Origin of the sequence: Streptomyces violaceus (assembly GCF_036014075.1) — a bacterium.
Classification (GTDB): Bacteria; Actinomycetota; Actinomycetes; order Streptomycetales; family Streptomycetaceae; genus Streptomyces; species Streptomyces violaceus.
Genome location: NZ_CP107911.1, coordinates 2,326,112 through 2,350,941 on the forward strand (window position 1 = coordinate 2,326,112; position 24,830 = coordinate 2,350,941).

Here is a 24,830-nt window from a genome sequence, read left to right on the forward strand (position 1 = left end):
GGCGGGATGGATCGGGTGGTCCGTGGCCCGTTGAGGCAGAGCAGGTCGCAGCGGACCCCGACGGGCCATTGCGGAAGCACGAAGAGATCCGCGAAGAGATCGACGAACAGGAAGAGATCGTCGAACAGATCGAGAAAACCGTGCGACTCGTGGGAACCACGGCATCACGCGCCGCGTTCAATGAGTGACGGCGCGATGACACAGCGCTACAGCAGATGCCGAAGAGACCGGTCTCGGACCATGAGGGCGGCCCGCTTGGCGGGCAGGTCGACCTCGGCGGAGAACCGGAAACCGGCGGTCAGGAAAGCGGCGATGGAGGGGGTGTTGCGAATGTCGGGCTCCGCGATGACACGTGCGCAGGAGGACCGCTGCGCGAGAGCGAGATCGGCTACGGCTCGCAACAGCAGACCGCCCAGGCCGCGCCCCCGGTCGGCGACAGCACCGACGAGGAGGTGGAGTCCCGTGTCATGAGGCCGGGCGGGGTAGTGGCGGGCCAACGGGTCGAGGTCCGCCCGGTAGATCTCCCAGTAGCTCATCGGCGTTCCGTCCAGCACGCCGATACACGGGACGCTCCGTCCGTCGTCGGCGAGCTGGGCCCGCAGGTGGTTCTCGGTCACGTTCTGCGGTCCGGACAGCTCCCAGAACGCCGCGGCAGGGTCGTTCATCCAGCGGCTGATGAGCGGAAGATCACGGTCGACGCGCACGGGGACGAGGTGGAAGACGCCCGCGGATGTGTGGGCCGGGCCCCACTCGGCGACGCGGTCGAGGAGGTCGGCCTCGGTCGGGAGGAGCGAAGTGTCACGGGTCGCGGTGAGTGAGACGGAGAGTTGAGCGTTGCCCTGGTCCCGCCCCCGCACTCCGTGACGGTCGGACGCGTCGTCCGCGACGAGGGCAACGAGTTCCTCCGGGAGCCTCAGATCCATCGTGTCCTCGCCACGCCCGCCCTCACCCGCGTCCTCCTCACCGGCATCCGCACCGGGATGCGCATCGGCTCCGCTGCGGGGGTCGATGTCGGAACCGGCGCGGCAATGAGCACCGAAGGAGGCATCGAAGCCGGCAGCAGAGCCGAGGCCGGCTGTGACGGGAACAGCGGTGCCGGGATCGGTGGCGGGGTCGGCGAAGGGCACCGAACGCTCCTCTCAGTAAGGGGGCGGCAGGTCCTCAGGGATGAAGGAGGTCGGTTGTGGTCGGGGACGGTCAGGCTGGTCAGGAGTGCAGGGGGTTGGCGATGGTGACGTAGACGGACTGGGTGTCGACCGGGCCGACGAGTTCGTCGAGGCCGTGCAGCCGGGTCAGCAGGTTGGCCTTGCAGCGCAGGACCGGTGAGTCGAGCAGGCGGGCGGGAAGCGACGTGCGCAGCCGGGCCGGACCGGAGGCGACGTTTCCGAGGAAGCGGCGGAGGGCGGCGAGCAGCAGCCGCTCGTCGGCCAGTCCCTGGGAGCCGAACGCGCCGATGAGGCCGAGTACGTTGTTGACGGCCAGGTAGTACGCGAAGCGCTCGTCGGCTACCTCGTCACAGACGAATGTGTCACTCCGCTCTCCGATGCCGGGCAACCGGGCATCGAGCTCCGCGCGCCGGGACTCGCGGAAGTAGTAGCCCTGGTTGTCGCGGTAGCGGCCGCCCATGGGCCAGCCCTCGGCGTCCAGCAGGAGCAGGGTGTTCTGCTGGTGCGCTTCCAGAGCGATGCCGGCCTCGGCGTCCAGCCACAGGACGGGGCGCACGACGTGCTGGAGGTAGCGCAGGAACCACTCGGCGGCAACGGCTCCGAGCGGTCGGCCGGTCTGGCGGGCGAGACGCGTGACGACCTCGGCCAGCCTGGACCGAAGTACTGGGCCGTGTGTCTCCGGGCGGTCCGGAACGGCACCCGGCCGTGCCGGGGAGCTCGGGCGCGGCGAGACGAGTCCGGCAACACAGGAGACGTCGTCGGAGGGGGCGAACGGGTTGTGGCGGATCACCACGTCCAGTCCGGGCAAGGGGGCACCGTCGGGATCGTCGACAGCCAGCCAGGCCGGGTCGCGCACGATGTCGAAGCCCGGATGCGCGGCATGCCACTGCTGCGCGAGTCCGCTGCGGAGGAGACGGTGGACCTCGACGCCCCGGTGGAGTTCCTTACGGAGGTTCTCACGGCGGGAGTTGGTGATACGCAGGCCCAGCGACAGCTTGAGCATCGCGGGGGCATCGGTTCGGTAGACGGTTCGTACGGAGGAGGTGGGCTGCCAGGGACTGCCGTGAGTGCCTAGGTCACGGAGCAGTCCCGTGTTCAGCAGGGCAGCCGTCTCCGGACGGTGCCGGACCTCGCACGCCTGCCAGGGGTGCAGGGGCAGAAGGGCGTACCCGACCGGCAGCGACAGGCCGGTACCGGCCAGGCGTGCGGTGAGCCGGGCGGCGGGGACAGGGCGGCCGCGCTCGGTCCAGGCGGAGTCGGCGGCGAGTGCGGAGGGAGCGACAGCCATCCAGTGCAGGGGGAAGGAACCGCGCAACTCGGGTGAGTACAGCCGGGCTTCGGTCTCGGAGAGGCCCTCGCGGCTCTTCGGCGACGGATGCGAGGGGTGTCCGAGGACGAGTGCCTGTTCCGCGGCCAGGAAGAGGTCAGGGCTGTCGGCCGGATGTTCCCGGCGATCGCTGACGAAGGCGGCGACACGGCGGAGGGAGTCCGCGACACTCGCGACCAGCCCGACGCCTCCTAGGCCGTCATCGGCAGCGCGACAGGCGTCGGGGCTTTCCGCGAACGTCTCTCTGGTGAGCAGGGCGGCGACCGTGACGGCATCGACCGGCGGGGCGTGGTCGGGGGCGTCGGCCAGTCGCGGCAGGCCGAAGCGGTGCCAGCCCGTCGGGGACCAGTAGCGGACCGGGACGAGGAGGGCCGTGCCGCTGGCGGGAAGGGGGATGCGGAGGATCCCGTCGGCGGGGGCGGGCCGGTTGTTCTCACGCACCCAGCAGCGCAGCAGGTTCTCCACGGCGGCTGCCTGGGCGGCGATGTGCGGGTCGGGGTGGTCCAGAAGGTCGGCGACAGGGCCGGCGTTCAGCCCCTCGGCGGGCGGTGCCCCGCGCCTCTGACCGGGGACCGCCGATTTCACGGACGCGCCCGACAGCGGGGCTTCGGCGGAACCCTCTCCCCGCATCGTGGCGTGGTCGTCGGGCTCGGGGACGGCGTTCAACACGAGTACCTCATGGGGTGGTTCAAGGACGTACGGTCGGGGGTGCGAGCCGAGGAGTTCCATTCGGCTCGCCGGTCGGAGCCCGAGGGCTCAAGGCATGCAGCCTCACCGCATGCAGGCTCACGGCGTGAGCAGGCACGGCGTGGAGGGTCACGGCGCAAACGGCACTGCTGCCGCGCTCTCATGCCACCGGGCGGCTGCTCGGATGGCGTCGGTCAGGCGGTCCAGCACGGCGGCCGCCTGTTCGTCGGTGAGGGTCAGCGGCGGCAGCAGTCGTACGACGCTCGCCTGACGGCCGCCGAGTCCGACGATGAGGCCGCGCCGCAGGCACTCCCGCTGGACCGCGGCGGCCCGTTCTGGGGAGGCGGGAAGGGGCCGGCGCGCTCGGTCCGGCATCACCGATGCCCCCGGAACGGTGAACGCCTCCACCGCATCGTCCCGGCAGCGTGCCCCCGTCCCGCCGCCGACCCCATCACCACCTGCCGCAGCCTCGGGAATCCGCCCGTCTCCCCCGGTTTTCCCCTCGGGATCCACGAACTCCACGCCGATCATCAGCCCTCTCCCCCGCACGTCCCCTACGCAGGGGAACTCCCGTGTCAGACCCTGGAGCTGGCTCAGCATGCGCGCACCGAGAGTCGCCGCGCGCTCGGCGAGGCGGTTCTGCCGGACGTGGGCGAGGGTTGCCGTGCCGGCGGCCATGGCGAGCTGGTTGCCTCGGAAGGCGCCGGTGGGGGCGCCGGGTTCCCCGGTGTCGAGGTCGGCGTGGTGGACGACGACAGCCAGCGGCAGGCTGCCTCCGATGGCCTTGGAGAGGACCATCACGTCGGGGGTCACTCCGCTGTGTTCCACCGCCCAGAAAGCGCCGGTCCGCCCCACGCCCGTCTGGATCTCGTCGGCGATCAGCGGGACTGACCGGTCGGCCGTGAGCTGCCGCATGCGCCGCAGCCAGGCGTCCGGTGCGGGGATCACCCCGCCCTCGCCCTGGACGGGCTCGACGATCATCCCGGCGGGGAGTGACGTGCCCGACCCGGGGTCGTCGAGGACGGACTCGGTCCAGCGGGCGGCGAGGTCGGCCCCGGCCGCGCCGCCGACTCCGAAGGGGCAGCGGTAGTCCTGCGGGTAGGGCAGGCGGGTGACCCGCCCGTCGTGGGCGACCGTGGGCGCGTCGGGCGGCCCGGCGGTCCTTCCGTGGCAGGCGCCGGTGAAGGCGATGAGGCCGGTCCGCCCGGTCGCGGCGCGGACGAGTTCGCAGGCGGTCTCCACGGCGTCGCTGCCCGCCGGTCCGCAGAACCGGACCCGTGCCCGCTCGGCGAGTCCTGGCGGCAGGGTGTGGAACAACTCGGTGATGAAGGCGTCCTTGACGGGTGTGGCCAGGTCGAGGACGTTGAGGGGTGCGCCGGAGTCGAGGACCTTGCGGATGGCTTCCAGGACGACGGGATGGTTGTGCCCGAGCGCGAGCGCGCCGGCGCCCGAGAGGCAGTCCAGGTAGCGGCGACCGTCCGCGCCCTCGATGGTCAGCCCTCGCGCCCGCACCGGGACGATCGGCAGGGCCCGGGCATAGGTCCGGGCCGCGGACTCGCGCGCGGACTGGCGGCGCAGAATCCCCTCCTGTGCGACGCGCGTTCCTGGTGCCGTGTCGCTGTCGACCGCACCACCGGGGAGGGTTTTCACCGGCGTACGCCCCACAGCGGCCTCCTCTGACGCACATCCCCCACGGGTGGATTCCGCCACGACTTCCCTGACCTCCCACTGGGCACGGGCACAGAGGACCGCACACAGACAGCAGACCCCCCACCGCTACCAACCCCCGACCGCTCACCGGGTTACGGGTTGCCTCAAGATCCTTACCGTGACGGAACTGTTGCGGTCCCGTCGGAACGCCCCCACAGCCAGCGCATAGTGTGTGGTGCCGTTCCCGGGCGCCGGGAGGTCGGCCTGAACTCCCCGCGAGTTCGGCGGACACCGCGCCCGAGGCGCCAGTTCGTCCCAGTTCGTTCACATCAGGGGGAGTCAGATCATGCGATCCATACGGCCGTCGTCCACCACCAGCCGAAGGGGGTGGACGCGCCGCAGGAACTCCCCCACGCTGGCCGCCGTGGCCCTCGCCTCGGCGCTCGCGCTGACCGCCACCGCCTGCGAGTCGGGCGATGTCGCGGCGGGCGGTGAGGCCTCCGCCTCCGCCACCGCCTCCGACGACGGCAAGCTCAAGATCCCGGACGACATCAGGGACCGGCTCCGCGAGCACGGGATCGACGTCGACAAGTGGAAGAACGGCGCCTGGAAGAACTGGGACCGGGACGACTGGCTGCGCGAGGCCAACGAGTACATCAACCCGATCATCGAAGGCCTCTGGGACCCGGACCGCATGCGGGAGGCCGAGGAGCCCGACCAGGGCGTGGACGACAGCGACCTCGCCGGTGACCAGGGCGTGACCGACCCCACGCCCGAGCCCGTCGAGGCGCAGGCCGTGCCGCCGTCGTACCACGCCAACGCCCCCACGGCCGGGAAGGTGTTCTTCGACTCCCCCAAGGGCTCGGCCGTCTGCTCGGCGACGGTGGTGAAGGACCCCGCCCACCCGGGCAAGTCCAACCTGGTGTGGACGGCGGGTCACTGCGTGCACGCGGGCAAGAAGGGCGGCTGGTACCGCAACATCGCGTTCGTGCCGTCGTACAACGACGACGGCAAGCCGGTCGCGGAACTGGAGAACGCCACCCGTCAGGACGTGGCTCCGTACGGTGTCTGGTGGGGCGACTGGGCGCAGACCTCGGACCAGTGGATCGAGCAGGGCGGTTCGACGGGCGGGGACGGCGCTCCGTACGACTTCGCGGTCATCCATGTGACGCCGGAGAAGGGCAGCGGCGGCAAGTCGCTGGAGGAGATGGTCGGTTCGGCACTGCCGGTCGACTTCAAGGCTCCCGCCGTACCGAAGGCGAAGAGTGTGACGGCGATCGGCTACCCGGCCGCGCCGCCGTACGACGGGCAGAAGCTGTTCCGGTGCCAGGACCGGCCCGGCCGGCTCTCGGTCACGGCGTCGGATCCGACGATGTACCGCATCGGCTGCACCATGACCGGCGGTTCGTCGGGCGGCGGCTGGGTCGCGCCGGGGGCGGACGGCAAGCCGGCGCTGGTGTCCAACACCTCGATCGGCCCGGTGACGTCGGGGTGGCTGGCCGGACCGCGCCTGGGCGACGTGGCCAAGGGTGTGTACGACTCGGTGAGCGAGAAGTTCGCGGTCCGCTGACGGCAGGCTGATCAGCGCGGTGGTGGGGCCGGGGACTCACGGAAACCTTCACCGGCCCACCGCCGTTCGCACTCAACTCCCCGGGCATAGTGGGGTGTCGCGCATCGGAGGCCACGCTGCGGCCTCTGCGTGACAAGCACATGACATTCGCACGCAGCAGCACCTTTGCACGCACCAACGGGGGTCATCGCACCATGCGTTCCACACGTACGTCCGCGGCACCGAGGCGCGGGCGGCGCACCGCCCTCGCCGCCACCGGGCTCGTCGCCGCCCTGGCGCTCACGGCTACCGCCTGTGACGGTTCGGCGGACTCGGCGAGCGACAAGCCCGACGTCACGACCTCGCAGGCCGCGGACGGCGGCGGCAAGGTCCAGATCCCGGCCGAGCTCGCGGGCAAGCTCAAGGAGCACGGGATCGACGCCGACCGGTGGAAGGACGGGGGCTGGAAGGACTGGGACAAGGACAAGTGGCTCAGTGACGCCAAGGACTTCGTCAACCCGGTGATCGAGGGCCTCTGGAAACCGGACCGGATGCAGTCCGCGAAGGAGGCCGACAAGACGGTCACGACGAAGGACGCGTCGGCCGGTCAGGGCGTCAGCGACCCGGATCCCGCGCCCGTCCGGGCGCAGGCGGAGAAGACGCCGTACCACCGGAACGCGGCGCCGGTCGGCAAGGTCTTCTTCGACTCCCCCGACGGCCCGGCCGTCTGCTCCGGCACGGTCGTCAAGGACGTCAACCACCCCGGCAAGTCCAACCTGGTGTGGACGGCGGGCCACTGCGTGCACGCCGGCGGCAGCGGCGGCTGGTACCGCAACATCACCTTCGTGCCCGCCTACAACGACTACGGCAAGTCCGAGGCGGAGCTGACCAACGCGAACCCGACCGAGATCGCCCCGTACGGCAACTGGTGGGCGGACTGGGCCTCGACCTCGAACCAGTGGATCCAGGGCGGCTCGGAGACCGGCGGCGAGGGGGCCGCGTACGACTACGCCGTGCTGCACGTGAAGCCCGAGCGGGGCAGCAAGTCCCTGGAGGAGACGGTCAGCGCCGCGCTGGACGTGGACTTCTCCGCCCCCTCCGCGGCCGAGGCGCGCAAGATGGGCGCCTGGGGCTACCCGGCCGCGCCGCCCTACAACGGCCTGAAGATGTTCAAGTGCGTCGACATCCCCGGCCGGTTCTCGCTCAGCCCGACCCTGCCGACGATGCACCGCATCGGCTGCACCATGACCGGCGGTTCGTCCGGCGGCGGCTGGTTCCGGGTGCGGAACGGCAAGTCCGTGCTCGTGTCCAACACCTCGATCGGTCCGGCCGACAACAGCTGGCTGGCGGGCCCGCAGCTGGGCCGTGACGCCGAGACGCTCTACCAGAACATGAGCGAGACGTACGGCGGTCGCTGACCGAAGCACGCCGAAGGCCCGCTCCCTGCGGACAGGGAGCGGGCCTTCGGTGTGCTTGCGCGCTTACGTCAGAGCGCCGGCGCCGGGGCGTACGGCGTGAGCTCCGCCGCCAGTTCCTCGTGCACCCGCACCTTGAGCAGGGTGCCCTCCGGGGTGTGCTCCTCGGAGATCACCTCGCCCTCGTCGTGGGCACGGGCGACCAGCTTGCCGTGCGTGTACGGCACGAGCGCCTCGATCTCGACCGACGGGCGCGGCAGCTCGTTGTCGATGAGCGCGAGCAGCGTGTCGATGCCCTGGCCGGTGCGGGCCGAGACGGCGATGGACCGCTTCTCGACGCGCAGCAGCCGCTGCAGGGTCAGCGGGTCGGCCGCGTCGGCCTTGTTGATCACGACGATCTCGGGTACGTCGGTGGCGCCGACGTCCCTGATCACCTCGCGCACGGCGGCCAGCTGCTCCTCCGGGTTCGGGTGCGATCCGTCCACCACGTGCAGGATCATGTCGGACTGGCCGACCTCCTCCATCGTGGAGCGGAACGCCTCGACCAGGTGGTGAGGCAGATGGCGGACGAAGCCGACGGTGTCGGCCAGCGTGTACAGCCGTCCGCTCGGGGTCTCGGCCCGGCGCACGGTCGGGTCGAGGGTCGCGAACAGGGCGTTCTCGACCAGCACGCCCGCGCCTGTGAGGCGGTTGAGCAGCGAGGACTTGCCGGCGTTGGTGTAGCCCGCGATGGCGACCGAGGGCACCTTGTTGCGCTTGCGCTCCTGGCGCTTGATCTCGCGGCCGGTCTTCATCTCCGCGATCTCCCGGCGCATCTTCGCCATCTTCTCGCGGATCCGCCGCCGGTCCGTCTCGATCTTGGTCTCACCGGGACCACGGGTGGCGAGGCCGCCGCCCTTGCCGCCGCCCATCTGCCGGGACAGCGACTGACCCCAGCCGCGCAGCCTCGGCAGCATGTACTGCATCTGCGCGAGCGCGACCTGCGCCTTGCCCTCTCGGGACTTGGCGTGCTGGGCGAAGATGTCCAGGATCAGGGCCGTACGGTCGATGACCTTGACCTTGACGACGTCCTCGAGGTGGATGAGCTGGCCCGGGCTGAGCTCACCGTCGCAGATGACGGTGTCCGCGCCCGACTCGAGGACGATGTCCCGCAGCTCCTCGGCCTTGCCGGAGCCGATGTACGTGGCCGCGTCGGGCTTGTCGCGACGCTGGGTGACACCGTCGAGCACGAGCGCGCCCGCCGTCTCCGCGAGGGCGGCGAGTTCCGCGAGGGAGTTCTCCGCGTCCTGCATGGTTCCCGAGGTCCAGACGCCGACGAGCACGACCCGCTCCAGGCGGAGCTGGCGGTACTCGACCTCGGTGACGTCCTCGAGCTCGGTGGAGAGGCCCACCACACGGCGCAGGGCCGCGCGGTCGGAGCGGTCGAACTGTTCGCCGTCCCGCTCTCCGTCGATCTCGTGGCTCCAGGCGACGTCCTCTTCCATCAGGGCATCGGCCCGAAGACCCTCGGGGTGGCTCTGCGTGAAGCGCTTGGTGTCCTGGGAAGGGGAAGAAGAGGAGGTCATTGGATCCTTACGTAGCTGGGAAGCCGTTCACTGTTCGCAACGCACGAGCGGTCCGGGAGATTCCCGGCGCTCCGTGCCGCGCCGACCTGTCGATAGTCGCACGGCACGGGGCGTCTCGTCACCGTGTTATCGGGCGGCTCCCGGCGCGGGCGCGCCCTGCTTCGCCGGCGCAGCCGGTTTCGCGGGCGCCTGAGGCTTCCAGTCGGGGTGGCCCGGCATCGGCGGGGTCTTCTCGCCGTACAGCCAGTCCTTGAAGAAGCCGCTCAGGTCGCGCCCGGAGATCTCGGAGGCGAGCCGGACGTAGTCCGCCGTCGAGGCCGTGCCGTCCTGGTAGCGGCCGACCCAGGCGCGCTGCAGGCGATCGAAGGCGGCGCTGCCGATCTCCTCGCGCAGGGCGTACAGGACGAGCGTCGCGCCCTCGTACACGTTGTGCCGGAAGATGCCGGTCTTGCGGCCGGGCTCGGGAGCCTTCGGGGCGGCCGGCGGGCCGCCGACCGCCCGCCAGCCGTCGGAGGAGCCGTACGCGGCCTTCATGCGGTCCCGCATCGGCTTGCCGCCCCGCACCTCGGCGTACAGCGCCTCGTACCAGGTGGCGTATCCCTCGTTGAGCCACAGGTCCGACCAGGTGCGGGGGCTGACGCTGTCGCCGAACCACTGGTGGGCCAGCTCGTGGACCATGATCGACTCGACGTACCACTCCGGGTAGGCGGACTCGGTGAAGAGCTCCCGCTCGAAGAGGGAGAGCGTCTGGGTCTCGAGTTCGAAGCCGGTCGAGGCGTCCGCGACGAGCATGCCGTACGTCTCGAAGGGGTAGCGGCCGAGCTTCCTCTCCATCCAGGCGATCTGGGCGGGGGTCTTCCTCAGCCAGGGTTCGAGCGCCTTGCGGTCCCGGGTCGGTACGACGTCCCGTACGGGCAGCCCGTGCGGGCCGGTGCGGTGCAGCACGGTGGAGCGGCCGATGGAGACCTGGGCGAGCTCGGTGGCCATGGGGTGATGGGTGCGGTAGGTCCACGTGGTCGAACCGTCGGACCTGGCCACACCGGCGGGCAGGCCGTTGGCGACGGCGGTGAGGCCCTTGGGCGCGGTGACCCGGATGGTGAACATCGCTTTGTCGGAGGGATGGTCGTTGCAGGGGAACACCCGGTGCGCGGCATCGGCCTGGTTGGCCATGGCGAGGCCGTCCGTGGTGCGTACCCAGCCGCTCTCGCGGCCCTTGGCGGACATGGGGTCGCTGGTGTGCCGCACGGTGATCCGCATCCAGGTGCCGTCGGGCACCGCTTCCTGGGGCGTGATCACCAGGTCCTCCCCGACGGTGCTGAACCCGGCGGGCTCGCCGTCGACGTCCACCGAGTCGACCGTGCCGTGGGCGAAGTCGAGATTGACGCGGTCCAGGTCGGCGGTCGTCCGGGCCTTGATGGTGGTGACGGCACGCAGCGGCCGGCTGTTGCTGCCGGGATAGGTGAAGGAGAGGTCGTACGACGCCACGTCGTAGCCGGGGTTGCCCAGGTACGGGAAGAGGCGGTCGCCGACGCCGAGCGGGACGACGGGGGCGCTCGCGGCGACGAGGCAGACGGAGACGGCCGAGGCGAGCAGCGCCGCAGCCGTCTTGCGACGGCGTGAACGGGGGGCCTGGCTCTGGGGGGTGAGGAGCATGCCCCACGGCTATCAGCGCAGGCGAGCGCGATGTGGACGGCGCGCGTCCGGCCCGTCCGGGGCTCACCCACCCGGCCGTCCGTCCGTACCTGCTCAGCCGCCCTGCGTCTGCGGCTGCGCCCGGCTGACGTCGTACACCCCGGCCACGTTGCGCATCGCGCGCATGAGGGCGGGCAGGTGGGCCGCGTCCGGGAGTTGCACGGTGTATGTGTGGCGTACCTGCTGCTGGGTCGGGGGCTCGACGGTCGCGGAGACGATCTCGGCGCCCTCGAGGGCCATGGCCTCGGTGAGGTCCGCGAGCAGGTGGGGCCGGACGAACGATTCGGCGACCAGCGTGACCCGGCACTCGGTGGTGTCCCCCCAGCGCACGCCGACCTCTGGACGCCCCGCGTCCTTCATACGGGCCACGGCGGCGCACTCGACGCGGTGCACGGTGACCGCTCCGCCGCGTACGGAGAAGCCGGTGATCTCGTCGGGCGGTACGGGCGTACAGCAGCCGGCGAGCCGGACGGTCGCGTCGGGCAGGCCGGCGAGGACGTGGCCGGTGGCGGGGCGGACGGACGTCTGCTCGAGGGCCGTCCCGTCCGTGCCGGACACGTCGCCGGTGGCGGGCCGGGGAGCGGCCTCGCGTTCCTCGGCCTGCCGGTCCTCCCGGGCCTCCGTCCGCTGGGCCTCGGCTTGTGCCGGGTGGGCGGTCAGCCACCGCTGGATGGCGATCCGGGCCGCGGGCGTGTGGGCGTGCTCCAGCCATTCCCGGGACGGCTCGGACGCCGGGTCCTGGCCCATGAGGAGCTGCACGGTGTCGCCGTCCTTCAGGACGGTGCTCAGCGTGGCCAGGCGGCCGTTGACCCGGGCGCCGATGCACGCGTGCGCGTCCTCGCCGTACTGCGCGTAGGCGGCGTCCACACAGCTCGCCCCCTCGGGCAGGCCGATCGTGCCGCCGTCGGGCCGGAACACGGTGATCTCGCGGTCCTGGGCGAGGTCCTCGCGCAGCGTCGACCAGAAGTGGTCCGGGTCGGGTGCCGCCTCCTGCCAGTCCAGGAGCCGGGAGAGCCAGCCGGGGCGGGTGGGGTCGACACGCTCGCCGTCGGCGGGGTCGTCGGGGGCCGGTGCGTACGGGTTGCCGAGCGCGATCACGCCCGCCTCGGCGACCTTGTGCATCTGGTGCGTGCGGATGAGGACCTCGACGACCTGGCCGTTCTCCCGGGCTACGGCCGTGTGCAGGGACTGGTACAGGTTGAACTTCGGTACGGCGATGAAGTCCTTGAACTCCGAGACCACCGGCGTCATACAGGTGTGGAGTTCACCCAGGACTCCGTAACAGTCGGCGTCCTCGTTCACCAGCACCAAGAGGCGGCCGAAGTCGGAGCCGCGGAGCCGGCCGCGTTTGCGGGAGACCCGGTGCACGGAGACGAAGTGACGGGGCCGGATGAGGACTTCGGCGGGGATGTCCGCCTCGCGCAGCACGGTCCGCACCTCGTCGGCGACCTCCGCGAGCGGGTCGTCCGCGCGGGCGGCGTTGCGGACGATCAACTCCCTTGTGTGCGCGTACTCCTCGGGGTGCAGGATCGCGAAGACCAGGTCTTCCAGTTCGGTCTTGAGCGCCTGGACGCCGAGCCGTTCTGCGAGTGGGATGAGCACGTCACGTGTCACCTTGGCGATGCGCTCCTGTTTCTCGGGGCGCATGACGCCGAGGGTGCGCATGTTGTGCAGCCGGTCGGCGAGTTTGATCGACATGACGCGGACGTCGTTGCCGGTGGCGACGAGCATCTTGCGGAAGGTCTCGGACTCGGCGGCGGCGCCGTAGTCGACCTTCTCCAGTTTGGTGACGCCGTCGACGAGGTAGCGGACCTCCTCGCCGAACTGGTCGCGGACCTGGTCGAGCGTCACGTCCGTGTCCTCGACGGTGTCGTGGAGCAGGGACGCGGTCAACGTCGTGGTCTCGGCGCCGAGTTCGGCGAGGATCAGGGTCACGGCGAGCGGGTGCGTGATGTACGGCTCGCCGCTCTTGCGCATCTGCCCGCGGTGCGAGGACTCGGCCAGGACGTAGGCATGGCGCAGGGGTTCGAGGTCGGCGGCGGGGTGGTGGGCGCGATGGGCCTCGGCGACGTGGCTGATGGCGTCGGGCAGCCGGTCGCGCGTGGCGGAGCCGAGGAGCGCGGCACGGCCCAGGCGGCGCAGGTCGATCCGGGGGCGGGCCTTTCTGCGCGGGGCTGTCGGCGTCACCGGTGATGACACCGCGCCCGGCATCGGGCCTGGGGTCACGGAATTCGTGGCCTCCGCACTCATGGGCACCTCCGGCTGCGTGGACCGGCGGACGGGTGCCCCAGGGCGGACACGGCTCACGGGGCGGCTTCGGTCCCCCGTCCGGGCCGGTGCTTGATGCTACCGAGCCCACCACGCCCGGCTGACCGCCTCTCGCCGAGCGTGAAACTGATCACCCATTCGAGGGATGAATGTGAGGTTTGCGCCCCGCTATGGCGCGTGCACGACGGTCAGTTTCCGCCAAGTGGCCGGTTCCCGCGTCGGTTTCGGGTCGAGCGGCCGAGGCCGAGCGGCCGTTTCGGGCCGATGGGCCCCTGCTCACGCCCCGGTGACGGATTCCAGCCAGACCGAGTCGATCTCGCCCTCGGCCACGATCACGGCCGGGCCGGTCATCTCGATCTCGCCGTCGGGCCGCTCGGTGATCACCAGGGTGCCGCCGGGGACGTCCACGGTGTACGTCGCCGGAACGCCGGTGTCCGCCGGATCGGCACCGTCGCGCCGGGCGGTGGCCACGGCGACCGCGCACGCGCCCGTGCCGCAGGAGCGGGTCTCGCCGGCACCGCGCTCGTGCACGCGCAGCGCGACATGCCGGGGGCCGCGGTCGATCACGAACTCGACGTTCACACCGTCCGGGTAGGCGGCGGCCGGGCTGAACGGCGGCGGGGAGAGCAGGTCACCCGCGTGGGACAGGTCGTCCACGAAGGCGACCGCGTGCGGGTTGCCCATGTTGACGTTCCGCGCGGGCCAGGTGCGCTCACCGACGCTCACCGCGACATCGCCCTCGGGGAGCAGCGCCCTGCCCATACCCACGGTGACGTCACCGTCCTTGGCGATGTGCACGGCCTTCACGCCCCCGCGCGTGGCGACGGCGATGTCTCCTTCGGTCACATGCCCGGCGCGCTGGAGGTAGCGCGCGAACACCCGCACGCCGTTGCCGCACATCTCCGCGATGGAGCCGTCGCCGTTGCGGTAGTCCATGAACCACTCCGCCTCGGCCGCCATGTGCCGGGCCTCGGGGTGCGCGGCGGACCGCACGACGTGCAGCAGTCCGTCACCGCCGACGCCCGCGCGGCGGTCGCACAGGGCGGCGACGGCGGCCGGGGGCAGGTCGATGGTGTTCTCGGGGTCCGGGACGATCACGAAGTCGTTCTCGGTGCCGTGGCCCTTGAGGAAGGCGATCCGCGTGCGCGTGCTCATGCCTCGATCGTACGGGGCGCTCCGCCGGGAGGGCCGGGTGCGGGGTGGTGGGATCCCTGTGCGGTCCGTCGCGGGCTGCGGGTGCGTCGTGGCTGGTCGCGCCCACGCGGCGGAGCCGCACATTCGACGCAGCCCCGCGCCCCTTTGGGGGCGCTTGCTCTAGCGGAGCCTTGCCACCCGCCAGACGGCGAGGACCACTACGACGCCGACCACCAGGGCATACGCGAGTACGACGCGCCAGTCCGGTCTGCGGCCGGAGCCCCTGGCCGGGAGGCCCGGCCACGTGTAACCCACGCGGCGGGCGGCCATCATGCCCCAGCCGGCCGCGCAGGAGCAGATCAGCAGTCCGAGCATGGCGATGACGGCACCGCTGTCGCCGAAGTCGAAGGCGAGCGGGAAGGCGAACATCAGGGAGCCGAGTGCGGCCAGGCCCACGATGGGCGCGAGCTGCCAGATGCGCAGCCGCCGCTGCGGGCGCAGCTCGACCTCGACCTCCTCCGCGAACATCTCGTCGGGCTCGGGGCCGTCGTCCGTCACACCCTGCGACTCGTCGTCGGGCCCGTCGGAGCTGAGACGGTCCGTCTCCTGCTCGGGTCCGTCCCGGTGCTCCGGTTCATCCAGGCGCTCCGGTTCATCCCGGTCGGCGGTGATGTGATCGGTGCTGTGTGCGGTGTCGCGAGGGCCGGCCTCCATCGCCACGCGCCCTCCCAACTAGGACTCACTCGGTCGATCGAAGCTCGATGATGGCACGCCGCCGGAGGCCCGGATGACGGCCTGGGCGTCCCGATGCCATGACGTGATCAGGCTGTAACCGGTCGTTCGACCAAGGACAGCGCGAGCTGCGGAAGTTCTGTGAGATCGGCCGCGGCCCCACTCAACCAGTGCACCCGCGGATCGCGCCTGAACCATGAATCCTGACGGCGCGCGAAGCGCTTGGTGGCACGCACGGTCTCGGCCCGCGCTTCCTCCATCGTGCACTCTCCGGCAAGCGCCGCGAGGACCTGCTGGTAGCCGAGCGCGCGCGAGGCCGTACGCCCTTCTCGCAACCCCTGCGCCTCCAGTGCGCGCACCTCGTCCACGAGACCGGCGTCCCACATCCGGTCGACCCGGCGCGCGATGCGCTCGTCCAGCTCGGGGCGGGCCACGTCGACGCCGATCTGGAGGGTGTCGTAGACGGAGTCGTGGCCGGGGAGGTTGGCGGTGAAGGGCCTGCCGGTGATCTCGATCACCTCGAGGGCCCGGACGACCCGGCGGCCGTTGCTCGGCAGGATCGCGCGAGCGGCCTCGGGGTCGGCGGCGGCCAGGCGGGCGTGCAGGGCGCCCGGGCCGCGCAGCGTGAGCTCCTCCTCCAGGCGGGCGCGGACCTCGGGGTCGGTCCCGGGGAACTCCATCTTGTCGACGGCCCCGCGCACATACAGTCCGGAGCCGCCGACCAGGATCGGCCAGCGGCCCTCGGCGAGCAGCACCTCGATCCGCTCCCTGGCGAGGCGCTGGTACTCGGCGACGGACGCCGTGACGGTCACGTCCCAGATGTCCATGAGGTGATGCGGGACGCCGCCGCGCTCATCGGGCGTCAGCTTGGCGGTGCCGATGTCCATCCCTCGGTAGAGCTGCATGGAGTCGGCGTTGACGACCTCGCCTCCGAGACGCTGGGCCAGGAAAACGCCCAGATCGGACTTTCCGGCCGCAGTTGGTCCGACGACGGCGATGACGCGGGGGGCGGGGGGTGCACTGCTCACCGACACAGTCTCGCAAACCTCGGACCCCGCTCTCGAACGAGTTACGTGACGCCACTGCCCTCGGGTCGTTGCCCGTTGCGAGGTTCCTGCCGCCGGATCACAGAGGCGGCGGCCCGGGTCGCGCAAACAGACGCACCGGGCAACGCGGGATTTCGCCCGCACGAGTAACGTATGGAGTGGATATGGGCGTTTTTGCAAGACTTCTCCGGCGGTCGAAGGCCACGCCTGAGGCGCCTGCCGCCGAGGCTCAGACAGACACGGCGAAGGCCGGGCCCGAGGCGGAGGAGGCGGCCGAGACCTCGGAGGCGAAGGGGGCTGACGGAACCACGGAAGCGGCCGAGGCTGGTGCCGAGGCCCCCGCCGAGGCCACCGAGGGCGAAGGCGTCGACATCCCCAAGCAGCAGTCCACCGACAAGGCGGCCGACAACGAGGCCGGCGAGGGCGCCCGTACGTGACCGCCCCGCGCGAGGGAAGGTGAAGCGATGGGTCTCCTGCACAACATGAAGGCCAAGCTGGGACCGGCCAAGGGCAAGGTCTCGGACCTCGCGCAGCGGCACGAGGGCAAGGTCCATCACGGTCTCGAGAAGGCCGCGCATGCCGTCGACAAGAGGACCAAGGGCAAGTACAGCGACAAGATCCAGTCGGGCACGGGCAAGGCCAAGGGCGCCGTGGACCGACTCGCGCACAAGGGCGACAACGGACCGGACGCGGCGCACACGACACCGCCGCGCGACGCGGGTGGCGCGACGTCACCGCCGAGCGCGGGCGGCACCACGCCGCCGGAAGGACCACCGCCCACTTCCTGAGTGCGCATCGGCGCGCCGCAGGTTCTGAACGCAACAAGGCAACGACGCAATGCTGAAGGGCACATCGGCGGACGGCCGCGGAGCACAAGGGCTCCCGGCCGTCCGCCGTTTCCCGCGCCCTGCCCTGCGGTCTACGACCAAGTGGCCACGAGGTATCCCACGCCGTACGGCGCGTCCTCGTACAGCAGTGATCCGCCGAGGTTCGCGCCCTCGGCCGCACCCGCCAGGACCTGCCAAGGGGCCCGGCCGGACACCTTCAGTTCGTACGCCAGCCGTGCGTCCAGCGCCGTGAGGGCGGCCATGTCCGCCGCGCCGAGCGCTCGCGCGACCTCCGCGTCGAAGGGCGCCGCCCGTTCGTCCAGATAGCCCGGGGCCTTGAGCGTCCGGCACGCGCTGGCGTCCCCCATCACCAGCAGCGCGACCCGCTCGGCCGGTGCGGCGATGTCCCGTCCGGTCCGGACACACCTCTCGGGCGTGGAGGATTCCCCCACACCGAGCCCCTCGACCGGGGCGTCGCACCACCCCGTCCGCTCCAGCAGCCAGGCGGCCACCGCCAGCGAGTACGGCAGCCGCTGTTCGCCGTGTGGGCCCGCGCCCGGCCCCAGCCGTACCTCGAGATCGACACCGAAGCCCCGGAACGAGCCCCGTGTGCCCTCCTCGTAGGTCTTGAGCCCGGCGCTCTCCACCGGCCCGACGACCACGAGCCGGTCGGGCCGGGCGGCGGCGAGCACACCCAGGGCGTCCGTGCAGGCGGCCCGCGCCACGTCCAGCTCCGGTGCGGCGCCTGCGGCGACCTCGGGGACCAGAAGGGGCGGGCAGGGGCAGACAGCGGCGGCGACAAGCATGATCGGCAGGGTAACCCCGGGGACCCCCTCGCACGCATCCCGCGCCCGGCGAACCGGCTGTGGGTCTTGGCAGGTGGGACCGGTCAGTCCAGGCCGCAGCCGCTCGTCGCGACCGGCAGCGGCTCGGGCACGCCGATCTTCGGCAGGCCGAGCAGCACTCCGGCCTGCTGGGCCGGCTTGCCCGCCTTCTCGGCGTTGCGCTTCTCCCAGGCGTCACCCGCGCGCGTGCGGCGCACGTCCAGCGTGGGGCCCTCGGCGAGGAGGTGGTGCGGAGCGGCGTAGGTGATCTCGACCGTCACCACATCACCGGGGCGGACCTCCTGGTCCGGCTTGGTGAAGTGGACCAGGCGGTTGTCGGGGGCACGGCCGGACAGGCGGTGGGTGGTCTCGTCCTTGCGGCCCTCGCCCTCGGCGACCATCAGCTCCAGCGTGCGGCCGACCTGCTTCTTGTTCTCCTCCCAGGAGATCTCCTCCTGGAGGGCGACGAGACGCTCGTAGCGCTCCTGGACGACCTTCTTGGGGATCTGGCCGTCCATCTCGGCTGCCGGGGTGCCGGGGCGCTTGGAGTACTGGAAGGTGAAGGCCTGGGCGAAGCGGGCCTCGCGAACCACGTGCAGCGTCTGCTCGAAGTCCTCCTCGGTCTCGCCGGGGAAGCCCACGATGATGTCGGTGCTGATCGCGGCGTGCGGGATGGCGGAGCGGACCTTCTCGATGATCCCCAGGAAGCGCTCCTGGCGGTAGGAGCGGCGCATGGCCTTCAGGACCGGGTCCGAGCCGGACTGGAGCGGCATGTGCAGCTGCGGCATCACGTTCGGCGTCTCGGCCATGGCGGCGATGACGTCGTCGGTGAAGTCGCGCGGGTGCGGGGAGGTGAAGCGGACGCGCTCCAGACCGTCGATCGTGCCGCAGGCGCGCAGCAGCTTGCTGAAGGCCTCGCGGTCGCCGATGTCGGAGCCGTACGCGTTGACGTTCTGGCCGAGCAGCGTGATCTCGGAGACGCCCTCGGCGACCAGGGCCTCGATCTCGGCGAGGATGTCGCCCGGGCGGCGGTCCTTCTCCTTGCCGCGCAGGGCCGGGACGATGCAGAAGGTGCAGGTGTTGTTGCAGCCGACGGAGATCGACACCCAGGCCGCGTACGCGCTCTCGCGGCGCGTCGGCAGCGTCGAGGGGAACTCCTCCAGCGACTCGGCGATCTCGACCTGCGCCTCCTCCTGCACGCGTGCGCGTTCCAGCAGGACCGGCAGCTTGCCGATGTTGTGCGTGCCGAAGACGACGTCCACCCAGGGCGCCCTCTTCACGATGGTGTCGCGGTCCTTCTGCGCCAGGCAGCCGCCGACCGCGATCTGCATGCCGGGGCGGCTCGCCTTCTTCGGGGCGAGGTGGCCGAGATTGCCGTACAGCTTGTTGTCGGCGTTCTCACGCACCGCGCAGGTGTTGAAGACGACGACATCCGCCTCGCCATCGGACCCCTCGGGGGCGCGCACGTAGCCAGCGTCCTCCAGCAGACCGGACAATCGCTCGGAGTCGTGGACGTTCATCTGACATCCGTAGGTGCGAACTTCGTATGTCCTGGATGTCTGCTTATCCACTGCCGGGCTCCGGTCGCTGCTGATGGTCATGGCACAAGGGTAGGCGCTCCCGGGCGAGGGCCGTGTACGGACCGGCTCAGGACGCCTGCAGCACCGACGGCCCCTCCTCGGCGATGCGGTCGACGACCGCGGGCGGCAGACCGTCGTCCGTCACGATGGTGTCGAGCCCGCCCAGGGGGGTCACGTTGAACCGCTCGACGATGCCCCACTTCGTGCTGTCGGCGAGCAGGGCGACCGAGGTCGCCGCTCGCATCACGGTCTGCTTGAGCAGCACCTTGTCGGTCGAGGGACTGGTCACTCCGTGGGCCAGGTCCCACGAGCCCGCGCTCAGGAAGCAGACGTCGATGTTCAGTGCCCCGATGGCCTGGGCGGCGAGCGGCCCGCTGCTCGATCCGCTCGACACGTCGATCTCGCCCCCGGTGTGAATGGCGCGGATCTCCGGAAGGCCGCAGAGCGCGATCGCGGCGTGGAAGTCGTTGGTGACGACGGTGAGGTCCTTGCGGCCGGCCAGGAACGGGACGGTGGACTGGCAGGTCGTTCCCGCGTCGAGGAAGACCGCCATGCCGTCCTCGACGAGTCCCGCCGCGGTCTCGGCGATGGCCTGCTTGCGGGGAAGTTCCAGCTGGGCCCGGGACGCCCTCTCGCGGGGCGGGGCGTGCCCCGTCCAGTCCGCCAGCCTGACACCGCCCTGGACCGAGACCACCTGGCCGCTCTTCTCCAGGGCGGCGATGTCACGGCGCACCGTCATGTGGGAGACGTTCAGCCGCGTGATGAGCTCCCGGATGCTCAGCACGCCGGTGCTCCGCAGCAGGCGCAGGAGCTCCTGGTGCCGCTGTTCCGGAATCAGCGGTGCCCTGACCATCTCGTCTCCTCCAGAACGGTGGGGGATCAGATTAACTTCCCGCTCCGGACCTAGTGACAATGTGTTAATCCATGTTCTAGCGTGTTCCGCCATGGTAACGAAGTTTCAATCTCTTGACGCGATCGTCCGCACCGGAGCCCTGCTGATCGTCCGGCTGGACAGCGCGGAAGAGGCCCTGGCCGTGTCCGAGGCCGCGATCGAGGGCGGTGTACGCGCACTGGAGATCACGCTCTCGGTGCCGGGCGCGCTGGAGGTCGTCTCGAAGCTGTCCGAGCGCTACGGCAAGGACGGCGTGGTCGTCGGCGCCGGGACGGTCCTGGACGAGCAGGCGGCCCACGCCTGCGTCTCGGCCGGGGCGAGCCTGCTGGTGAGCCCCAATCTGAACCCGGCGATGATCGCGGCCGCCAACCGCTATCAGGCCGTCACGGTCAGCGGTGCCTTCACCCCGACGGAGATCGTCGACACGATGCAGGCGGGCGCCGACATCGTGAAGCTCTTCCCCGCCGAGTTCATGGGCCCCGAGTACGTACGGACCGTCAAGGCTCCCCTCCCCCAGGCACCACTCATGCCTGCGGGCGGCGTCTCGCCCGACAACGTCAAGGCGTGGTTCGACGCCGGTGTCGTGGCGGTCGGCGTCGGAAGCTCCGTGACCAAGGCCGCCCGTCCCGACGGTGACTACCGGCGGGTGACCGAAGCGGCCCGGACCGTCCTGCGGTCCATCGAAGAAGCCCGGGCCTGACGCCCGGGCCCCGACTCCGCCCACCCCCCACTCCTGACCCTTGCGGTGTCTCGTCCCCCTCCCCAACCCTTGTGGTGATCCCCCAGGAGCCCCCCCCCATGTCCCAACCGCTCTCCGATGCCCAGGTTTCCGAGAGAACTGACGCGGACGCCCCGCGGTCGATCAGGATCCGCTGGGTGCTGGTCGCCCTCCTGGTGATCGGCGGCGTCGTCAACTACCTCGACCGCTCCAACTTGAGCGTCGCGAACACGACCGTCGCCAAGGAGTTCGACCTGAGTTCCACCCAGATGGGACTCCTGCTCGCGGCGTTCGCCTGGCCCTACGCGCTGGCCAACCTCCCGGCCGGCTACCTCGTCGACCGCTTCGGGCCCAAGCGCATGTACGCCTGGGCGGCCGCGCTGTGGTCACTGGTGTCGATGCTCTCCGCGACGGCGAGTTCGTACGGCTTCATGTACGCGGCCCGGGTGGCTCTCGGTGTCGCCGAGGCCCCCTTCTTCACCGCCAGTCTGAAGGTCAACCAGAGGTGGTTCGCACAGCACGAGCGCGCGCTGCCGATCTCGATCGTCAACACGGGCTCGCAGATAGCCAACGCGATCGCCCCGCCGCTGCTCACCACGCTGATGCTGCTGCTCGGGTGGCGCGGCATGTTCGTCACCATCGGCGCGCTGGGCGTCGTGCTCGTGCTCGTGTGGCTGCGTGTCTACCGTGACCCCACGCTGCGCGAGCAGGCGGCCATCATGGGCGAAGGGTCCGCGCCCCCGGCGCCAGAGGCCGAGGCGAAGGCCGGGTGGGGGCAGCTGTTCCGGCAGCGGAACACGTACTTCATGATCCTCGGCGCCTTCGGCATCTTCTACACGGTGTGGGTGTACCTCACCTGGCTGCCCAGCTACCTGGAGACCTCCCGCGGCTTCAGTCTCACCGCGACCGGCTGGCTGGCGTCCCTGCCGTTCCTGTGCGGTATCGCGGGCGTGCTCTTCGGCGGCTTCCTCTCCGGGCGCCTGATCGGCCGGGGAGTCTCCGCCGTCACCTCGCGGAAGATCCCGATCGCCGGCGGCGCGGCCCTGGCGGCCGCCGCCGTGCTGCCCGTGGCCTACGTCGAGAGCACCCCGCTCGCGATGGTGCTGCTGTCCGTGGGGTACTTCGCGGCGCAGGTGCCGATCGGCTGTCTGTGGACCCTGGCGTCCGACGTCGCGGAGCCGCACCAGGTGGCCTCGCTGGGTGCCATCCAGAACTTCGGCGGATTCCTCGGCGCGACGCTGGCTCCCATCGTCACCGGGAGCATCCTCGACGCCACCGGAGGCAGCTACCACCTCGTCTTCCTGGTCGGCGGGCTGCTGCTGCTGGTCGGCGGTTCCTCGTACCTGTTCTTCGTCAAGGACCGCAGGTCCCCGAAGGAGAGCCGCACATGAGCGTTCCACGGGCCTACTTCGTGATCGGGCCGGCCGGGTCGGGAAAGAGCACCGTGGCCCGGCTGCTCGCCCGGCAGACCGGGGCCGCCTACATCGACAAGGACACCGCCTGCACCCGCTTCACCGAGGCGCTCCTCGAGCTCGCCGGCACGGACCGGTCCGAGCGGGACCTCAACCCGTACTACCAGTCGGCGGTGATGGACCTGGAGTACCTGACCATCCTGGACCTGGCGCGCGACAACCTCGCGGTGGGCCGTCCGGTCGTCCTGGACGCCCCGTTCGGCCGGTACTTCTCCCGCCCCGGCTACCTGGCCGAAGTGGCCGAGCGCCACTCCTGGCCCCGCCACGCCGAACCGGTGGTGGTGCGGGTCGAGACCGATTCCGACACCGCCCGGGCCCGCGTCCGCGCCCGCGGCTGCGCACGTGACCTCTCCAAGCTCGCCGACTGGGACGCCTTCTGGCAAAAGGCCCAGGACAACGCGTGCCGGTGGTCGAGCCGTCACAGCCTGGTGTTCGACAACCGGGCCGAGGGTGTCACTCCCGACGCGGTCGCCAGCGCGCTGGGCGGACTCGCCGGCGACGATTCGAGGGCGCCCGGGTTCACGGCTCGATGAGCCCGGCCCGGATCGCGTACCGGGTCAGCTCCAGGCGGTCGCGCATGCCGAGCTTCTGGAGGAGGTTGGCGCGGTGGCGTTCGACCGTCTTGGCGCTGATGAAGAGGAGTTCGCCGATCTCCTTCGAGGTGTGGCCCTCGGCGACCAGCTTGAGGATCTCCTCCTCGCGTTCGGTGATGGCCCGTTCCGGCAGGCCGTCGCCGCGGTGCAGCCGCTCCAGGTAGGAGCGGACGAGGGCCCGCTCGGCGCCCGGGTAGATGAAGGGCTCGTCGCGCACGGCGGCCCGGCAGGCCTCGACCAGGTCGCGGTCGGCGACGGACTTGAGGACGTAGCCGCTGGCTCCGGCCCTGAGCGCCTCGAAGAAGTACTCCTCGTTGTCGTACATCGTCAGGATCAGGATGTGCAGGTCGGGCAGCCTGCGGGAGAGTTCGCGGGCCGCCTGGAGGCCGGTCATGCGGGGCATGGCGACGTCGAGGACGGCCAGATCCACGGCGGTGTCCCGGGCCCGGGCGACGGCCTCGGACCCGTCCCCGGCCTCGGCGACGACCGTCAGGTCCGGTTCCCCGTCCAGGATGAGGCGCACTCCCCGGCGTACGAGGGTGTGGTCGTCGGCGAGCAGCACGCGGATCGGGGTGGGGGCGGACATCAGCGGGCTCCTCGGCCTGACCGGTGGGGACACATCAGCGGGCTCCTTCCGTAGCCGGTACGCGCAGGCGTACGTCGGTGCCCTGGCCGGGGGCCGGTTCGACGGTGAGGGCGGCGCCGATCAGGAGGGCGCGTTCGCGCATGCCCGTGATGCCGGCGCCCTCCGGGGCGTCGCCGACGCCCGTGCCGTTGTCGCGTACGAGGAGTTCGACGCCGCAGGGCACCGGCTGGAGGCGGAGTTCGGCGCGGTCGGCGGTGGCATGCCGGGCGGTGTTGGTCAGGCCTTCCTGGGCCACCCGGTACACGACGAGTTCGGATTCCGGGGGCAGGGCGGGGAGGTCGCCGGTGACATGGTGGCGCACGGTCAGCCCATGGGTCGTGAACTCGGCGGCGAGCGAGCGCAGGGCACTGGCCAGCCCGAGCTCCTCCAGGACACCGGGGCGCAGCCGGCGGGCGATGCGGCGGATCTCGTCCAGACCGGCCCGGGTCGCCTCCTGCGCCTGGCCCAACTCCTCGCGCAGGTCCTCGGGCGCCCGGTCGGCGACGCGCTTGAGCTGGAGCAGGACGGCGGTCAGGGTCTGCCCGACCTCGTCGTGGAGCTCGCGGGCGATCCGGTGCCGTTCGCTCTCCTGCGTGGACAAGGCCCGGGCGGCGCCCGCGGCCCGTTCGGCCTCCAGCCGGTCGAGCATCGTGTTGTACGTCGTGATCAGTGCGGCCGTCTCCGCCGGGCCGGCGACCACCGGGCGGGACCCCGGACGCAGCAGGTCGGCGGTGGCCATGGAGCTGCTGAGCCGTTGCAGGGGCGCGAGGCCGAAGCGCAGCACGAGCGCGTTGCCCGCCAGCAGCATCGCCAGCCCGCCGAGCAGGACGAGCGCCTCGCCCGCCAGGACGGGTGTGGACACGGTGACCGGGCCGAGCAGCAAGGCGGTGGCCACGACGAGGCCCGCGGCGTTGAGCGAGAAGATCCGCCAGAACAACGACACGTTCCTGGATCCGCCCCTTCCGGCCTTCGCGTACGGCCCCTCCCGCTCCACCTTCTCCGGCGACCGGCCGCTGTGTATATCCGTCACAACACCCATGTCGTCACCGTACGGCCGGATGGCAGCAT

The 24,830-nt window shown here is 71.2% G+C and carries 21 protein-coding genes; 7 read left to right on the top strand and 14 right to left on the bottom strand.

The annotated features are described in order from the left end of the window. Nucleotides 1-206 precede the first annotated feature (206 nt). From OG542_RS10340 to OG542_RS10350, 3 genes are all read right to left on the bottom strand, one after another. Complete coding sequence (locus OG542_RS10340; RefSeq protein WP_328410148.1) at nt 207-1,127, bottom strand: GNAT family N-acetyltransferase; 921 nt, start codon at nt 1,125-1,127, stop codon at nt 207-209. Between the two features lie 79 nt (nt 1,128-1,206). Continuing rightward, nucleotides 1,207-3,123 carry an IucA/IucC family protein gene (locus OG542_RS10345; protein WP_328417853.1) on the bottom strand — a complete coding sequence of 639 codons (1,917 nt, stop codon included), beginning with the start codon at nt 3,121-3,123 and terminating at the stop codon, nt 1,207-1,209. Between the two features lie 186 nt (nt 3,124-3,309). Further along, nucleotides 3,310-4,845 carry an aminotransferase class III-fold pyridoxal phosphate-dependent enzyme gene (locus tag OG542_RS10350; RefSeq protein ID WP_328410149.1) on the bottom strand — a complete coding sequence of 512 codons (1,536 nt, stop codon included), beginning with the start codon at nt 4,843-4,845 and terminating at the stop codon, nt 3,310-3,312. 331 nt (nt 4,846-5,176) lie between these two features. Between OG542_RS10350 and OG542_RS10355 the strand changes: the two genes are divergently transcribed. Together OG542_RS10355 and OG542_RS10360 are read left to right on the top strand one after the other, a co-directional pair. Beyond that, nucleotides 5,177-6,400, top strand: a complete 1,224-nt coding sequence (locus tag OG542_RS10355) for a trypsin-like serine peptidase (RefSeq protein ID WP_328410151.1) — start codon at nt 5,177-5,179, stop codon at nt 6,398-6,400. A 194-nt stretch (nt 6,401-6,594) separates the two neighbouring features. Beyond that, nucleotides 6,595-7,797, top strand: coding sequence for a trypsin-like serine peptidase (locus OG542_RS10360; RefSeq protein ID WP_328410153.1), 1,203 nt, complete (start codon nt 6,595-6,597; stop codon nt 7,795-7,797). A 68-nt stretch (nt 7,798-7,865) separates the two neighbouring features. Here OG542_RS10360 and hflX read toward each other — a convergent pair whose 3' ends face one another. From hflX to miaA, 6 genes are all read right to left on the bottom strand, one after another. Beyond that, nucleotides 7,866-9,359 carry a GTPase HflX gene (hflX, locus tag OG542_RS10365; protein WP_184589900.1) on the bottom strand — a complete coding sequence of 498 codons (1,494 nt, stop codon included), beginning with the start codon at nt 9,357-9,359 and terminating at the stop codon, nt 7,866-7,868. A gap of 126 nt (nt 9,360-9,485) precedes the next feature. Next, nucleotides 9,486-11,012 (bottom strand): M1 family metallopeptidase, encoded by a 1,527-nt coding sequence (locus tag OG542_RS10370; RefSeq protein WP_328410155.1) that lies wholly within the window; start codon nt 11,010-11,012, stop codon nt 9,486-9,488. A 93-nt stretch (nt 11,013-11,105) separates the two neighbouring features. Next, a complete protein-coding gene (locus tag OG542_RS10375) occupies nt 11,106-13,301 on the bottom strand; it encodes a RelA/SpoT family protein (protein ID WP_328410157.1) in 2,196 nt (731 codons plus the stop codon). Nucleotides 13,302-13,595: 294 nt separating this feature from the next. Then, nucleotides 13,596-14,474, bottom strand: a complete 879-nt coding sequence (dapF, locus tag OG542_RS10380) for a diaminopimelate epimerase (RefSeq protein WP_328410159.1) — start codon at nt 14,472-14,474, stop codon at nt 13,596-13,598. Nucleotides 14,475-14,633: 159 nt separating this feature from the next. Then, nucleotides 14,634-15,167: a hypothetical protein gene (locus tag OG542_RS10385; protein ID WP_328417855.1), complete on the bottom strand. Its 534-nt coding sequence runs from the start codon at nt 15,165-15,167 to the stop codon at nt 14,634-14,636. 107 nt (nt 15,168-15,274) lie between these two features. Continuing rightward, on the bottom strand, nt 15,275-16,213 hold the full coding sequence (miaA, locus tag OG542_RS10390) for a tRNA (adenosine(37)-N6)-dimethylallyltransferase MiaA (RefSeq protein WP_261677326.1): 939 nt from the start codon (nt 16,211-16,213) through the stop codon (nt 15,275-15,277). A 182-nt stretch (nt 16,214-16,395) separates the two neighbouring features. On the opposite strand from miaA, the gene OG542_RS10395 reads away from it, so the two are divergent. Both OG542_RS10395 and OG542_RS10400 read left to right on the top strand, forming a co-directional pair. Further along, nucleotides 16,396-16,668, top strand: a complete 273-nt coding sequence (locus tag OG542_RS10395; RefSeq protein ID WP_328410161.1) for a hypothetical protein — start codon at nt 16,396-16,398, stop codon at nt 16,666-16,668. Nucleotides 16,669-16,695: 27 nt separating this feature from the next. Further along, nucleotides 16,696-17,019, top strand: a complete 324-nt coding sequence (locus OG542_RS10400; protein ID WP_328410163.1) for an antitoxin — start codon at nt 16,696-16,698, stop codon at nt 17,017-17,019. A 131-nt stretch (nt 17,020-17,150) separates the two neighbouring features. On the opposite strand, the gene OG542_RS10405 is transcribed toward OG542_RS10400, so the two are convergent. From OG542_RS10405 to OG542_RS10415, 3 genes are all read right to left on the bottom strand, one after another. Next, nucleotides 17,151-17,864 (bottom strand): class III extradiol dioxygenase subunit B-like domain-containing protein, encoded by a 714-nt coding sequence (locus OG542_RS10405; protein ID WP_328410165.1) that lies wholly within the window; start codon nt 17,862-17,864, stop codon nt 17,151-17,153. Between the two features lie 83 nt (nt 17,865-17,947). Continuing rightward, on the bottom strand, nt 17,948-19,483 hold the full coding sequence (gene miaB, locus OG542_RS10410; protein ID WP_261677322.1) for a tRNA (N6-isopentenyl adenosine(37)-C2)-methylthiotransferase MiaB: 1,536 nt from the start codon (nt 19,481-19,483) through the stop codon (nt 17,948-17,950). Nucleotides 19,484-19,529: 46 nt separating this feature from the next. Beyond that, nucleotides 19,530-20,315, bottom strand: a complete 786-nt coding sequence (locus OG542_RS10415) for a DeoR/GlpR family DNA-binding transcription regulator (protein ID WP_328410168.1) — start codon at nt 20,313-20,315, stop codon at nt 19,530-19,532. 91 nt (nt 20,316-20,406) lie between these two features. Between OG542_RS10415 and OG542_RS10420 the strand changes: the two genes are divergently transcribed. The 3 genes from OG542_RS10420 to OG542_RS10430 all read left to right on the top strand — a co-directional run bounded on the left by OG542_RS10420 (nt 20,407) and on the right by OG542_RS10430 (nt 23,077). Further along, nucleotides 20,407-21,054, top strand: a complete 648-nt coding sequence (locus OG542_RS10420) for a bifunctional 4-hydroxy-2-oxoglutarate aldolase/2-dehydro-3-deoxy-phosphogluconate aldolase (RefSeq protein WP_328410170.1) — start codon at nt 20,407-20,409, stop codon at nt 21,052-21,054. A gap of 98 nt (nt 21,055-21,152) precedes the next feature. Further along, nucleotides 21,153-22,463, top strand: a complete 1,311-nt coding sequence (locus tag OG542_RS10425; RefSeq protein WP_328410172.1) for an MFS transporter — start codon at nt 21,153-21,155, stop codon at nt 22,461-22,463. Continuing rightward, a complete protein-coding gene (locus OG542_RS10430; RefSeq protein WP_328410174.1) occupies nt 22,460-23,077 on the top strand; it encodes an AAA family ATPase in 618 nt (205 codons plus the stop codon). Before OG542_RS10425 ends, OG542_RS10430 begins: the two co-directional genes overlap by 4 nt. Here OG542_RS10430 and OG542_RS10435 read toward each other — a convergent pair. Together OG542_RS10435 and OG542_RS10440 are read right to left on the bottom strand one after the other, a co-directional pair. Next, nucleotides 23,064-23,723 (bottom strand): response regulator transcription factor, encoded by a 660-nt coding sequence (locus tag OG542_RS10435; RefSeq protein ID WP_328410178.1) that lies wholly within the window; start codon nt 23,721-23,723, stop codon nt 23,064-23,066. The genes OG542_RS10430 and OG542_RS10435 overlap by 14 nt on opposite strands. 34 nt (nt 23,724-23,757) lie before the next feature. Beyond that, on the bottom strand, nt 23,758-24,801 hold the full coding sequence (locus tag OG542_RS10440) for a sensor histidine kinase (protein ID WP_328410180.1): 1,044 nt from the start codon (nt 24,799-24,801) through the stop codon (nt 23,758-23,760). Nucleotides 24,802-24,830: the final 29 nt, after the last annotated feature.

Bases quoted from the DNA above. Each gene is read 5' to 3' on its own strand.
- OG542_RS10345 (WP_328417853.1), bottom strand. From the start codon at position 3,123: ATGCGGGGAGAGGGTTCCGCCGAAGCCCCGCTGTCGGGCGCGTCCGTG.
- OG542_RS10355 (WP_328410151.1), top strand. From the start codon at position 5,177: ATGCGATCCATACGGCCGTCGTCCACCACCAGCCGAAGGGGGTGGACG.
- OG542_RS10360 (WP_328410153.1), top strand. From the start codon at position 6,595: ATGCGTTCCACACGTACGTCCGCGGCACCGAGGCGCGGGCGGCGCACC.
- hflX (WP_184589900.1), bottom strand. From the start codon at position 9,359: ATGACCTCCTCTTCTTCCCCTTCCCAGGACACCAAGCGCTTCACGCAG.
- OG542_RS10370 (WP_328410155.1), bottom strand. From the start codon at position 11,012: ATGCTCCTCACCCCCCAGAGCCAGGCCCCCCGTTCACGCCGTCGCAAG.
- OG542_RS10375 (WP_328410157.1), bottom strand. From the start codon at position 13,301: ATGAGTGCGGAGGCCACGAATTCCGTGACCCCAGGCCCGATGCCGGGC.
- dapF (WP_328410159.1), bottom strand. From the start codon at position 14,474: ATGAGCACGCGCACGCGGATCGCCTTCCTCAAGGGCCACGGCACCGAG.
- OG542_RS10385 (WP_328417855.1), bottom strand. From the start codon at position 15,167: ATGGAGGCCGGCCCTCGCGACACCGCACACAGCACCGATCACATCACC.
- OG542_RS10395 (WP_328410161.1), top strand. From the start codon at position 16,396: ATGGGCGTTTTTGCAAGACTTCTCCGGCGGTCGAAGGCCACGCCTGAG.
- OG542_RS10400 (WP_328410163.1), top strand. From the start codon at position 16,696: ATGGGTCTCCTGCACAACATGAAGGCCAAGCTGGGACCGGCCAAGGGC.
- OG542_RS10405 (WP_328410165.1), bottom strand. From the start codon at position 17,864: ATGCTTGTCGCCGCCGCTGTCTGCCCCTGCCCGCCCCTTCTGGTCCCC.
- miaB (WP_261677322.1), bottom strand. From the start codon at position 19,483: ATGACCATCAGCAGCGACCGGAGCCCGGCAGTGGATAAGCAGACATCC.
- OG542_RS10415 (WP_328410168.1), bottom strand. From the start codon at position 20,315: ATGGTCAGGGCACCGCTGATTCCGGAACAGCGGCACCAGGAGCTCCTG.
- OG542_RS10420 (WP_328410170.1), top strand. From the start codon at position 20,407: ATGGTAACGAAGTTTCAATCTCTTGACGCGATCGTCCGCACCGGAGCC.
- OG542_RS10425 (WP_328410172.1), top strand. From the start codon at position 21,153: ATGTCCCAACCGCTCTCCGATGCCCAGGTTTCCGAGAGAACTGACGCG.
- OG542_RS10430 (WP_328410174.1), top strand. From the start codon at position 22,460: ATGAGCGTTCCACGGGCCTACTTCGTGATCGGGCCGGCCGGGTCGGGA.
- OG542_RS10435 (WP_328410178.1), bottom strand. From the start codon at position 23,723: ATGTCCGCCCCCACCCCGATCCGCGTGCTGCTCGCCGACGACCACACC.
- OG542_RS10440 (WP_328410180.1), bottom strand. From the start codon at position 24,801: ATGGGTGTTGTGACGGATATACACAGCGGCCGGTCGCCGGAGAAGGTG.